This window comes from Polaromonas sp. UBA4122 (assembly GCA_002381615.1).
Classification (GTDB): domain Bacteria; phylum Pseudomonadota; class Gammaproteobacteria; order Burkholderiales; family Burkholderiaceae_C; genus Polaromonas.
Genome location: DFWY01000137.1, coordinates 1 through 12,820, shown reverse-complemented (window position 1 = coordinate 12,820; position 12,820 = coordinate 1). Strand labels below are relative to the sequence as shown.

Annotated in this window: 10 protein-coding genes and 1 pseudogene; 5 read left to right on the top strand and 6 right to left on the bottom strand. The window is 60.0% G+C overall.

What is annotated here, in order from left to right:
* A partial coding sequence (locus B3F77_RS16615) for an SDR family oxidoreductase (RefSeq protein ID WP_293606024.1) occupies window positions 1-776 on the bottom strand: 776 nt, incomplete at its 3' end.
* A 131-nt stretch (window positions 777-907) separates the two neighbouring features.
* Between B3F77_RS16615 and B3F77_RS16610 the strand changes: the two genes are divergently transcribed.
* Together B3F77_RS16610 and B3F77_RS21060 are read left to right on the top strand one after the other, a co-directional pair.
* A complete protein-coding gene (locus tag B3F77_RS16610; protein ID WP_293606023.1) occupies window positions 908-2,593 on the top strand; it encodes an electron transfer flavoprotein-ubiquinone oxidoreductase in 1,686 nt (561 codons plus the stop codon).
* 474 nt (window positions 2,594-3,067) lie between these two features.
* Window positions 3,068-3,298 carry a hypothetical protein gene (locus B3F77_RS21060; RefSeq protein WP_414703033.1) on the top strand — a complete coding sequence of 77 codons (231 nt, stop codon included), beginning with the start codon at window positions 3,068-3,070 and terminating at the stop codon, window positions 3,296-3,298.
* Here the strand turns inward: B3F77_RS21060 and B3F77_RS16605 are convergent.
* The 4 genes from B3F77_RS16605 to B3F77_RS20815 all read right to left on the bottom strand — a co-directional run bounded on the left by B3F77_RS16605 (window position 3,200) and on the right by B3F77_RS20815 (window position 8,079).
* Window positions 3,200-5,077, bottom strand: coding sequence for a potassium transporter Kup (locus tag B3F77_RS16605; RefSeq protein WP_293606022.1), 1,878 nt, complete (start codon window positions 5,075-5,077; stop codon window positions 3,200-3,202). The two genes, B3F77_RS21060 and B3F77_RS16605, sit on opposite strands and share 99 nt — an antisense overlap.
* A gap of 73 nt (window positions 5,078-5,150) precedes the next feature.
* The gene (locus B3F77_RS16600) at window positions 5,151-5,837 is read right to left on the bottom strand and encodes a response regulator (protein ID WP_293606021.1); all 687 of its coding nucleotides are present in this window, start codon (window positions 5,835-5,837) and stop codon (window positions 5,151-5,153) included.
* A gap of 82 nt (window positions 5,838-5,919) precedes the next feature.
* The gene (locus B3F77_RS16595; protein WP_293606020.1) at window positions 5,920-7,419 is read right to left on the bottom strand and encodes an ATP-binding protein; all 1,500 of its coding nucleotides are present in this window, start codon (window positions 7,417-7,419) and stop codon (window positions 5,920-5,922) included.
* Between the two features lie 294 nt (window positions 7,420-7,713).
* Window positions 7,714-8,079: a hypothetical protein gene (locus tag B3F77_RS20815; protein ID WP_349678421.1), complete on the bottom strand. Its 366-nt coding sequence runs from the start codon at window positions 8,077-8,079 to the stop codon at window positions 7,714-7,716.
* Window positions 8,080-8,152: 73 nt separating this feature from the next.
* On the opposite strand from B3F77_RS20815, the pseudogene B3F77_RS20810 reads away from it, so the two are divergent.
* Window positions 8,153-9,434 (top strand): annotated as a pseudogene (locus B3F77_RS20810) (NAD-dependent epimerase/dehydratase family protein).
* 50 nt (window positions 9,435-9,484) lie between these two features.
* On the opposite strand, the gene B3F77_RS16575 reads toward B3F77_RS20810, so the two are convergent.
* Window positions 9,485-10,801, bottom strand: coding sequence for an MFS transporter (locus tag B3F77_RS16575; RefSeq protein WP_293606017.1), 1,317 nt, complete (start codon window positions 10,799-10,801; stop codon window positions 9,485-9,487).
* A gap of 325 nt (window positions 10,802-11,126) precedes the next feature.
* Here B3F77_RS16575 and B3F77_RS16570 point away from each other — a divergent pair, with 325 nt between their 5' ends.
* Both B3F77_RS16570 and B3F77_RS16565 read left to right on the top strand, forming a co-directional pair.
* Window positions 11,127-11,786, top strand: coding sequence for an aspartate/glutamate racemase family protein (locus B3F77_RS16570; protein ID WP_293606016.1), 660 nt, complete (start codon window positions 11,127-11,129; stop codon window positions 11,784-11,786).
* A gap of 73 nt (window positions 11,787-11,859) precedes the next feature.
* Window positions 11,860-12,636, top strand: coding sequence for a FadR/GntR family transcriptional regulator (locus B3F77_RS16565; RefSeq protein ID WP_293606015.1), 777 nt, complete (start codon window positions 11,860-11,862; stop codon window positions 12,634-12,636).
* Window positions 12,637-12,820: the final 184 nt, after the last annotated feature.

The following is a 12,820-nucleotide window of genomic DNA, read 5'->3' as shown; positions in this document are numbered from 1 at the left end:
GCGAAGCCGTCGTCGGCCGCAATCACGGCGCCGTTGACGAAATGGCTTTCGCCGCTGGCCAGCACGACCAGCAGCGCGTCCAGATCTTCCGGCTTGCCGATGCGCTTGCGCGGCAGCATTTGCACCAGTTTTTTACCCTGCTCGGTTTCCCAGTGGTGGTGATTGATTTCGGTGTCAATGTAGCCGGGGCAGATCGCGTTGACGTTGATGCCGAACTTGCCCCACTCCAGCGCCATGGCGCGGGTCATCTGCACCACCGCCGCCTTGCTCATGCAGTACACGCCAATTTGCGGCAACACGCGCAGGCCCGCCATGGATGCGATGTTGATGATGCGCCCGCCGGCATAGGTTCCGGGCGCCGCCCCCTTGGCACGGACCAGCATGCGCTTGCCGACTTCCTGTGCGACAAAAAATGCGCCCTTCACATTGGTGTTGAAAATGTAGTCATAGTCTTCTTCAGCCACATCCTGGATGCGCTGCGTCGTGCTCACACCGGAGTTATTCACAAGTATGTCGATGGGGCCCACTTCGGTTTCGGCATGGGCCACGGCCGACTTGATGCTGGCGTGGTCGGTCACATCAAGTGACACTACGTGCGCGGCACCGCCTTCGGCCTCAATCTGTGCGCGCAACTCTTTCAACTTGTCGAGGCGGCGGCTTGCCAGCACCACGGCGGCGCCAGCACGGCTCAAGGTTTTTGCAAACTGCGCGCCCAATCCGCCAGAAGCGCCGGTCACCAGCGCGACACGCCCCGAAAGATCAATGCTGTAAGCCATTGGAAACTCCTCTCGATTAGAAATCCACAAAAGTGAACGAGCGTTCGCTTCTCTGTATTCACAACATAAAATCAGCCGCGAGACAGATTACTTTCACAACATTCCTGAAATTCATTATCAGCGAGTCCATCATGACACCCCAAGAAATTCTGACCCAGTTTGGCCCCCGTGAAGCGATGGACTATGACGTAGTCGTGGTGGGCGGTGGCCCCGGTGGTCTGGCCACTGCGATTCGCCTCAAGCAACTGGCTGCAGAGAAAGGCACGGACGTTTCCGTCGTCGTGCTTGAGAAAGGTTCCGAGCCGGGCGCGCACATTCTTTCAGGCGCGGTGATGGATCCCCAAGCCCTCACCGAACTGATCCCCGACTGGAAAGCTTTGGGCGCGCCGGTGAACCAGCCTGTCACGGCCGACAAAGTCTTGTTCCTCAGCGAAACCGGCGCCGTCAAAACGCCGGCCTTCCTGGTGCCCGACTGCTTTCACAACGACGGCAACTACGTCGTCAGTCTGGGCAACCTGGTGCGCTGGCTGGCGCAACAGGCCGAAGCCCTCGGGGTTGAAATTTTCCCCGGCTTTGCTGCTGCCGAAGTGCTCTACAACGAGGACGGCTCGGTGAAGGGTGTGGCCACCGGCAACCTCGGCATCGGCAAGGACGGCCAGCCGACTGAGCATTTCCAGCTGGGCATGGAGCTGCACGGAAAATACACCGTGTTCGCCGAAGGCGCGCGTGGCCACCTGGGCCGCCAGCTCATTTCCCGCTTCAAACTGGACGAAGGCAAAGACCCGCAGACTTATGCACTGGGCGTGAAGGAGCTGTGGGAAATTGACCCGGCCAAACACCAACCCGGCCTGGTCATTCATACCGCCGGCTGGCCCATGGACAGCCACACCTATGGTGGCGGCTTCATGTACCACCTGGAAGACAACAAGGTCACGCTGGGCTTCGTCATGGGCCTGGACTATGCCAACCCTTACCTCAGCCCGTTTGAAGAAATGCAACGTTGGAAAACGCACCCCAGCGTCAAGGCCTACCTGGAGGGCGGCAAACGCATCGGCTATGGCGCACGAGCCATCACGGCGGGCGGCGCATTGAGCCTGCCCAAAACCGTGTTTCCCGGCGGCGCCTTGATCGGCTGCGAAGCCGGCTACCTCAACGCCAGCCGTATCAAGGGCAGCCATGCAGCCATCAAGACCGGCATGCTGGCCGCTGAAGCCGCCTATGCCGCAGTGACCTCAGGCCGCCAACACGATGAACTCAGCGCCTACCCCGAGGCTTACGCAACCAGTTGGCTGGCCCAGGAGCTGGACCAGTCGCGCAATTTCAAGGCGTGGTTCAAGAAAGGCATGTACCTGGGTTCGTTCATGACCGGCATCGAGCACTGGCTGCTGCCCAGGCTCGGCGTCAAGCGCCCGCCCTGGACGATTCACCGCACCAAGCCCGACTACGCGATGCTCAAACCGGCGGCCCAATACCAGCCCATCGTTTACCCCAAGCCCGACAACAAAATTTCGTTTGACCGTCTGAGTTCGGTGTTTGTGTCCAACACCAACCACGAAGAGAACCAGCCGCCGCACCTGACGCTCAAGGACGCCAACGTTCCGGTCAACATCAACCTGGCCACCTATGCCGGCCCCGAAAGCCGTTACTGCCCCGCCGGTGTGTATGAGTTTGTGAAGAACGCCGACAACACGGATCGCCTGCAGATCAATGCGCAGAACTGTGTGCACTGCAAGACCTGTGACATCAAGGACCCCACGCAAAACATCGTCTGGGTCACACCGGAAGGTGGCGGCGGGCCGAATTACAGCGGCATGTAGGCCTGCTGAGCGGGCGCATTGGGCAGGATCTTGCTGCGCCGGACCTCCATTGCAAACCCTCAGCGCCCTCAATTCCAGCATTGTCTAGCTGAGGCACATGACTTGCCAAAAGCTTCCATGCTGACAGGCGCTTGGATGGCTATCCAATCTTTGCAATCGCCCAGTGAGGCGCCGCACTGCTGTCGGAAAAAAACTGCCCAAAACGACCGTCGCAACTCGACCCACAGCGGTCCACCACCGCTGGCCAAAGCGGTCGTTCATGCCAGAGACCCACTGATATCAAGCTGTTTTTGCGGTCCATCGGCAAGTTTCCGCGCGCTGGGCGCAAAGACCCTCACCCTGCCCTCGCGCGGCAAACCCTTCACAGGCATATGCACCGGCGCATCGAGCAACTGAACGAAGACTACCGCAATCGCATGACTGAGGTGATGCAGGCCTGCTCAAACAAACCGTGAGCGCCGCCGACGTGCTGCTCTGCTCTTTAAGAGCAAGCTGGACCTGTACCAAGCCACCTTTGCCATGGGCAAGTCGATTCCCTATCTGCATGCGCTTTGGTTGGGCGACGAACGCAGGGCGAAGACTGTATTTGCCGCTTACAGGCACACATCAAATTTGCACCCGGGTCCCCAGTTCAATTACGCAATTATTAGGCAGGCGAAAGAAGTCCGCCACACTTCCTGCGTTGCGGGACATCACGGCAAATAGTGCTTCACGCCAATGTGCCATGCCGGCACCTTTGGTCGGCACCACGATTTCCCGGCTGAGGAAATACGAAGTCTCGAACAGGTTGATGGGTAAGCCCCGGGACTGGCAGAGTTCCAGCGCCTTCGGAATATCCGGTGTGTTTTTGAAACCGTAATTCACCTGCACCTTCCAGAAGCCCGGAACGAGAGATTTGACTTGTACACGTTCCTCAAACGGAATCCACGGCACATCGTGGAATACGACCGTGAGGATCAGATTGCGCTGGTGCAAGACCTGGTTGTGCTTCAGGTTGTGCATGAGGGCCTGCGGCACAGTATCCGGGTTGGCGACCGCATAGACAGCCGTACGAGGAGCCCGATGCACATGGTCTGCGGTCAGGGCCGTGATGAATGGCATCAGTTCTGGATCATCGCGGCGGATATTCTCAATCAACAGTTCACGGCCGCGCCTCCAGGTCGCCATGACAGTGAAGATGGCCAGCCCAAGTACCAGCGGAAACCAGCCCCCTTCTAAGAACTTGAGCGAACAAGAAACCACCAAGAGCATGTCGAGCGCCAGAAACACACCCGTCGCTGCAAGCGCAACCGGCAGAGGGTATCCCCAGCCATGGCGAATGACAAAGAATGCCAGCGCTGTTGTCATCAGCATCGTCACCGTCACCGCGATGCCATAGGCCGATGCCAGCGCCGAAGAACTTCCGAAGCCAATGACGGCAAGCAAAACGGAGACCAGCAGCATCCAGTTCACCTCAGGCATGTAAATCTGACCAACCTCCTTCGCAGAGGTGTATTGCACTTGCATGCGCGGCAGCAGCCCTAGTTGAACGGCTTGTTTGGTCATGGAGTAGGCCCCAGAGATGACAGCTTGGGACGCGATGACCGTTGCCAGTGTTGCCAACACGACGACAGGGATGAGCCAAGTTTGGGGGAACAGGCGATAGAACGGATTCTCAAGCGCCGATGGGTCGCGCATCAGCAGCGCGCCTTGCCCCATGTAATTGATGGCCAGGGCCGGCATCACCAGTCCGATCCATGCGAACTGGATCGGTCGTTTGCCGAAATGTCCCATGTCGGCGTAAAGTGCCTCCGCACCAGTGAAGGCCAATACGATGGCGCCCACCGCCACAAACATATGCCAGCCTTGTGAACGCAGAAATGTCAGCGCGTTTAAAGGGTTGAGTGCGGCCAGAATGGCCGGTTGCTGAATGATCTCCACGACACCTGTGAGAGCCAGCACGCCAAACCACAGCATGATCACAGGTCCGAACATCTTGCCCACCACGCCGGTGCCAAAACGCTGTACCGCAAAGAGGCCAATGAGCACAGCTACTGTAATAGGCAGCACGTAGGGTTTGAATGCCGGCGTTACCACCTCCAGCCCTTCGACCGCGCTGAGCACTGAAATGGCCGGGGTGATCACGCTGTCGCCATAAAACAGGGCTGCGCCAAACACGCCCATCAGCAGCAATATAGTTCGTCGCTGAGGGGTTTTGCCGGCTGCCTTGGCTGCGAGCGCTGTCAATGCCATGATGCCGCCTTCGCCGCGGTTATCGGCACGCAGGATCAGCAACACGTATTTCAGCGTGACGACGATCATCAAGCCCCAAAAAATGACGGACACGGCGCCGATGAGATGGGCCGCGTCCAGCGGGATACCCGTGGCGGGGCTGAAGACTGCTTTCATGGTGTACAACGGACTGGTACCGATGTCGCCATACACCACGCCCAGGGCCCCCAAGGTGAGCGCCGCCAGGCTTTCCCGACTGGAAGTTTTACTCATTGCAATCCGTTGAATGTGAACATGGCGCCACTATCGCCGCGGGCGCATCAGGAACGCATAAGGAAGGGCGCGCTCAAACGGCTGCCAACCGATAACCGACACCCGTTTCGGTCAGCAGATGCCGTGGCTCGGCCGGGTCGCGCTCGATCTTCGACCGCAGTTGCGCCATGTAAAGCCGCAAATAGTGCGTGTGTTCCGTGAATTCGGATCCCCAGACGTCGGTCAACAACTGTCGATGAGTCACCACCCGGCCAGCACTTCGCACCAGTCGTGCAAGCAGCTTGAACTCGGTCGGCGTGAGATGCAGCACTTCACCATTGCGCTGCACCACATGTGCCGCAAGGTCGATGCGCAGATCATCCAGTTCATGGACCGTGACAGCAGCAGCCAGAGCCGTGCCACGATGGCGCAGTGCCACCCGAATGCGTGCCAGCAGTTCACCCACGCTGAACGGCTTGGTCAGGTAATCATCAGCACCGGCGTCAAGCAGCTGTATTTTCTGCGCCTCCTGATGGCGGGCGGACACCACAATGATGGGCACAGTGTTGCGCTTGCGCACCTCTCGCACCAGCAGCACCCCATCGCCATCGGGCAATCCCAGATCAAGCACGATGACGTCGGGCGGGTTATGGCGCAGCAGTGCGCTGGCCTCACTCAGCGAAACAGCTGTCTGTACGTCAAACCCCTCAACCGACAGGGAGGACTGCATCAGCGCCCGTATCTCACGGTCGTCCTCGACCACCAGCACACGCAGGGTCATGTTGCCCCCCGCGCTCGGCACTGTGTGTCCTCGCTGCCCCCCGAGGAGGAGTTCGCTTGCTTGAAGCGATTCTGCGCTGCGCTCATGGCCGCTCCCTGCCCGGCTGCTGCGCTTCGACCGGCAGAGTGAGTACAAAATTGCTACCACCCCCAGCGCGAGGCCGAAGCGTCAGTCGCCCGCCATGTGCGTCGGCGATGGCCCGACACAGCGCCAGGCCCAGACCGGCACCGCGCTGGCCCGACTGATCACCGCGAGCATAGGGCTCGAAAATGGCTTGCTGCTCAGCTTCAGGGATACCGGGGCCCCGATCCTTGACGGAAACCACAAGCTCCTGACCGTCAGCATTCACCGTCAGGTCAATCGCACCCTCGCTGTATTTCAGCGCGTTGTCCAGCAGATTGCCGATCAATTGCGCGAGTAGCACCGGATCCGCCTTCACCAGCGGCAGTCCCTCGGGCACTTTGGACTTGATGCGACGCTCGGGATCACGTTGACGCACGCGGGCCAGCACTGCGCCGACAATCTCTTCCATGGATTCCCAATCCCGCCGGAACTCCTGCGCCGAGCTCGTGAGCCTCACGAGCTGCAGGGTGTTCTCAGTCACCGTGGACAGATAGGAAGCCTCGCTGACAATGCTGCCCAGCAACCGCTCTTGCTCAGACGGGCTCAGTTTGTCGCGCTGGGTCTGTAATGAAGAGGCCGCACCGACGATGGCAGCCAGCGGCGTGCGCAGATCGTGCGAGATTGCGGCCAAAAAAGTGCTTTGCAGTTGCTGGCGTTGCGCATCGCTCTGCGCGGCCAGCATCGAAGAGGTCAGGCGCAGGCGCCACAGTGCTTGCGCCAGCAGGGCACAGAGCGCTTGCGCATGCTCCCGCCCACTGACATCCTGGGCCAAAGCAGGCTCGACACAGACGGCGCCGGTCATATGACCTTTGTCCCCCAAAGGCAGGTACCAGGCGTCCAGTCCTGGCCAGCGGCCGGTCCCCGGCCCCAGCACCGCAGCTTCGGCCATGCAGCAGCGCATGCCATCCCGCACGGAGGCGGCAAGCCCAGCGGCGTGATCCAATTCGTTCCCGTCATGCGTCAAGACCAGCGAACAAGGTCCGGTAAAGGCCGCGTCTAGGGCCTCTTGGCCAAGTGCCAGGACTTCTTCCGGCGAGGTAACACTGGACAGGTTGGCTGCCAGACCATGCAATTGCCGCGCACGCCGCTCGTTTAAACGAGCAATCTCTGTCTCGCGCCGAACCCCGGTGGCCAGGTGGCTGATCACCAGGGCCACGACCAGCATCGTTGCCAGCGCAATAAAGTGCTCCTGGCTTTCGACCTCAAACGTCCAGCGCGGCGGCACAAAAAAGAAATTCAGTGCCGTGACAGCCCCCACTGCGCAGACTGCCGACCCAATCCAGTCGAGTTTGTAAGCGGCAATCACAACAGCCAGCACATAAATCATGGCCTGACTTGTCAGCGATATATACCGATCCAGCAAGAGCCCGCAAGCGGTGGCTGCTGTCAGCAGCAATGCCACGACGATCCAGTTGCGTGCTGACTGACGGCTGGGTTCTGGAATCTTGGGAGAATTCATGATGGAGTCAGCGTACCACCTGCCGTGTCAGGATTGCATTAGGAAGTAGGTTACCTGCCGGAAGTAATGGCCACTACCGACCATTTCGCTTGAAAGCGCAACTGATGACTGACTGCTTTGCGGCGTCATGGCTGAACGGCTGCTTCTGGCCGCCAGCGGTTGTTCAAAAAATTAGTCCGGTGACCCTCTCCAGCCGCACTCTGCGCCCACCAGAAACCCGCGACGTCGTCTTGTGCAACAAGCTCAATAATGCCGCTCAATTCAGAAAAACCCGGTGCTCCGGGGGGTTCCCGGTCACACAACCCGGCTCGATGCGCGGATGATAATAATCCTGAACCTGTGGACGCCAGCATGCATACCCATTTCAACGATTCGATCCAGATTGGCGCGCGGCGCAACAAGGTCGTGAGTGCCGCCGATGCGGTGCGGCTGATTCACGACGGCGACGCCGTGGTCACCAATGGCTTCGTCGACATTGGCTTTGCCGAGACCGTGGCGGTGGCGCTGGAGCAGCGTTTCCTCGACACCCTGGCCGAAACCGGCACCGGTGCGCCGGGCCACCTGACACTGGACTATGCCGCCGGCCAGGGCGATGGTGCCACGCGAGGGCTCAACCACCTGGGCCACCGCGGCATGGTCAAGCGGGTAGTGGGCGGGCACTGGGGGTCTGGTTTCGGCGCTGCAGAAACTGGCGGTCAACAACCAGATCGAAGCCTACAACCTGCCGCAGGGCGTGATCACCCACCTGTTTCGCAACATCGCCGAGGGCAAGCCCGGCACCCTGACGCATGTCGGGATCGACACCTTTGTCGACCCGCGCTGGGGTGGCGGCCAGATCAACGCGCGCACCACTGAAGACCTGGTGCGGCTGATGGAAATTGACGGCCGCGAATACCTGTTTTACAAGGCCTTCCCGGTGTCGGTTGGCATCATCCGCGCCATCACCGCCGACCCCGACGGCAACCTGAGCATGGAGCGCGAGGCCTTGACACTGGAGGCGCTGGCCATTGCCATGGCCGCACGCAATTCTGGCGGCATCGTGATCGCGCAGGTCGAACGCATCGCCGAGCGTGGCACGCTGCTTCCGCGCCTGGTCAAGGTGCCCGGTGTGCTGGTGGACCGGTCGGCGCCACCCGCCGAGCTGGCTGCCGACAGACGCATACGCGTGGTGATCGGCGACCTCAACCAGCTTCTTTAGGAAAAAAAGGCTGTAGCCCCCGTTTTACGGGCGGAGGATGCTATCGTTTTTCATCTAGCGGCCGCAGTGAGCGGTGAGTGCGAAGCCGATTTTGACCTTGGCATGCGCAGCAACCTGGACGCAACGCTGGCCTTGCTGGAAGCCTGCCGCGTCTTGAAGACAAAACCCATCGTGGTGTTTGCCAGTTCGCTGGCTGTGTTTGGCGACTCCCCTGAGCAGCCAGTACCGCCCGCCATCGAAGACAACACTCTGCCCACACGCAGAGCAGCTATGGCATCCAGAAATACATTGGTGAACAACTGGTGGCCGACTACACGCGCAAAGGATTCATTCGGGCCGTAACGTGCGTTTGATGACCGTCAGTGTGCGCCCCGGCCAGCCCAACGGCGCAGCATCGAGTTTTCTCAGTGGCATGATCCGTGAGCCACTGGCCGGCGTCAAAGCGGCCTGCCCGGTGACACCAGACATACCGGTGGCACTGTCATCCCCCGCGCGCACCGTCCAGGGCATCATTCGCGCAGTCGAGGCGAGCGACCTGGCTTGGGGCCCACGCACTGGCCTGAATCTGCCCGCACTGACCACCACCCCCGGCGAGATGGCTGCAGCGCTGGAGCGCGTGGCCGGCACGGCGGCCACCGCACTGATTGACTGGACGCCCGACTTGGCCATCCGCGGCATCGTCAAGACCTGGCCAGCCCGCATTCATGCAGCGCGGGCGCGCGGCCTGGACTTGTTGCCTGAAGAAGGCTTTGAAGACATTATTCGGGAGTCTGTACGCGAGAATCCGCAGGCCGTCACTCTCGCGGTACGGCCATAAAGCAACGTAAGCCCCCCCGGCATAGCCGGGGGGGCTTAGCTTATAACGAGTTACTTGTTAACGAGCCGCGTCGGCACGCTCAGCGTGAGCAGCGCGCCAAGCACCATTGACGCGGCGAGCAGATACATGCCGGCGTTGGTACTTTGGGTCAGGTCCTTCAACCAGCCGACCACGAAAGGACTGGCAAAGCCGGCGAGATTACCTAGAGAGTTAATCAGAGCGATCCCGGCGGCCGCGCCCGTTCCGGCGAGAAACGCCGTCGGCAGACTCCAGAACAGCGGCAGCGTCGTCAAGATACCCATGGTTGCCAGCGTCAACGCGGCCATCGCAAGTACCGTGTTCTGCCCCCAAACAGCACTCAGCACCAAGCCGCCTGCGCCCAGCAAGGCCGGGATTGCAATATGCCAGCGCCGTTCGCGGCTGTGATCCGCACTGCGAGATACCAGAACCATCGCGACCACCCCGAAGCCGAAGGGAATCGCGGTCAGCAGACCGATCTGCAGCGCGTCTTTCACACCAGTGGCCTTGATGATCGTGGGCAGCCAAAAGCTGACGCCGTAAAGGCCCATCACAAAACAAAAGTAGATCAGGCTCATCAGCCAGACCCGCGGATCGGCGAACACTGCGCCAATCAGGAGATCTTGCTTGCTGGCGTTCTCCGCAACCATGTTGCGCTCAAGTAGCGCCTTTTCTTCGCGCGTCAGCCATTTCGCATGGTCGATGCGGTCATCAAGATAGAAAAATGTGACGATACCCATGACGATCGAGGGCAGGCCTTCAAGAATGAAGAGCCACTGCCAGTCTTTTAAACCACCCACGCCCCCAAAGCTATGCATGATCCAGCCCGAAAACGGCCCACCGATCACACCGGACAGCGCGATCGCAGTCATGAACAGCGCGGTCATGCGAGCACGACGCTCGGCAGGGTACCAGTAGGTCAGATAGAGAATGATGCCGGGAAAGAAACCCGCCTCGGCAACGCCGAGCAGGAAGCGCACCACGTAGAAACTCGTCGCGGACGTGACAAACATCATCGCCGCCGAAATCACCCCCCAGGTCACCATGATGCGAGCGATCCAGATACGCGCGCCGACGCGATGCAGGATCACATTGCTGGGGACTTCGAACAGGAAGTAACCGATGAAAAAAATACCAGCTCCCAGTCCGTAAACCGTCTCGCTGAGACTCAGGTCTTGCAGCATCTGCAGCTTGGCAAACCCGACATTGACGCGATCAAGGTAGGCAACGACATAGCAAAGCAGCAAAAACGGGATCAGACGCCAGCCGACCTTGTTGTAGGTCGCGGCCTCAAAGCTCGGTGTGACCGTCCTTGCCTCTTCATGAGCGCCAAGCGATTTTGTTTCCATGTTGTCTTCTCTTTAAAGGGTTGTTTTGGGTAACTTTCTATTATGGCGCCGGATGCCAACGACTTAACCGGAAAGCTAGGCAAGTAGCTAGAATCAGCCTCGTCAGGAGAGAGCTTTCACTTCGAAAATCGCGGGAGGCGCATGTGGCACCCTTAATGGTGCCTGAACGCTCAGGCAAAAGGACTGGGCCTGATGGTCATCTCCTACGTGCCGGTGCTGTCACTGGGGCTGCGCGACCTGGTTTACCCGAAATAGCTTGAACCCCAGCCCGGCAGGCGAGCGCCTGCCGGGTAAATATTTCCATTTCGTTCACAAGGATTTTTCAATGAGAACCGTCGTCGTTGTCCATACTGGCCCCGCCACCATCCAGCCGATCAAGCAGCAGTTTCAACAAATACTGCCTGACGTGCGCGTCATTAACCTCATGGACGACAGCCTGCTCAACGATGTGATGGCCGCAGGTCATCTGACCGAGGCTGTGACCGGGCGCATCATCACTTACATGCAGGTGGGTCAGCAGATGGGCGCCGATGTGCTGCTCAATGCCTGCTCATCGGTGGGCGAGGCGGCCAGCGTCGCACGTGCGGCCATTTCCATCCCGGTCATCAAGATTGATGATGTCATGGCCGAACGTGCCGTCGCGGCAGGGACGAGGATCGGGGTGGTCGCTACGGTGAGGACGACGCTTGATCCAACGGTGCGTTTAATCAAGTCCAAGGCCGCAGCCGCGGGGCGTTCCATTGAAGTCAAAGAAGCGCTGGCCGAAGGCGGCTTTCAGGCGCTGCTGGACGGCAATTCCGAGTTGCATGATGACATCGTCAAGCGAACCATCCAGTCGCTGAGCGACAAGGTCGATGTCATTGTGCTCGCGCAGGTTTCGATGGCGCGGCTGATCCCTTTGCTCGCCGATCTGAAGGTGCCAGTTCTGTCCTCGCCGCAAAGTGGCGTCGAGGCCGTAAGAGAGGCTTTAGCCCGCCTTGGCTGATACGGCCAACGAATAAACGCCGCGCAAGGCTTTGATCATGCGGTCGAGTCGAAGCACAAGTTAAAGGCCTTCCATGACCGCCAAGTTCAAGTCCATCACACCCGGCGCCTACCTCTCTGATCAGGTGGCGGATGCGCTCACGGCCGAGATCCGGGCGGGTCGGCTGTCAGTGGGGGACAAGCTGCCGACCGAAGCGGCGCTGGTGGAGCAGTTCTCGGTCAGCCGCACAGTGGTGCGGGAAGCCGTCTCACGGCTCAAGTCGCTGGGCTTGGTCGATTCAAGACAAGGCAGTGGTGTGTACGTCAAGGAATTGGGCTTTTCGCCGCTCAACTTTGATGCCAAGTCCGCAGTCTCCAAGCAGGCGGTGATCCAGATGGTGGAAGTGCGCCGCGCACTGGAGGCCGAGGTGGCTGGGCTGGCCGCGCAACGGCGAACTCAGGCCGATATCAAGCGCATCGGCAAAGCCATTACTGTGCTGGACAAGGCCGTGCAAGCCGGTGGCGACGGCGTGAACGAAGACGTCCAATACCACCGCGCCATTGCGGAAGCAGCGCGCAACCCCTTTCTTATCGGCACGCTGGAATACCTGCGCCAGTTCCTGCACGGTGCCACCCGCGTCACGCGCGCCAATGAGGCGCGGCGAGCGGACTTCGCGCGGCAAGTGCGCGACGAACATGACAAGATTTTGCGCGCCATTGAAGCAGGCGACGCGGCTGCGGCGCGCAAGGCGGCCGCACGGCACATGGATAACGCCATCCTGCGTATCGAGCAGGCTGACCCGGCTTTTTGGCAACAGGCGGGTGTGCAGTTGGCACGCCCCCTGGTCTCCGGTCTGCCTCCGCGGCGTTGACTCGCCTGCCCGTATGACGTACGGCCTTGTGTGTGCAATGTCGGGTAAACCCGCATATTGAGTCCACTACGAATTTGTATGATAACCATATGAAATATTGATCCAGGCACTGTGCCGTTAGACTGAATCTCAATTGAAAGTAGCCAACAAATGACATCCAATGTAGGAGTGATCGGCCTGGGGG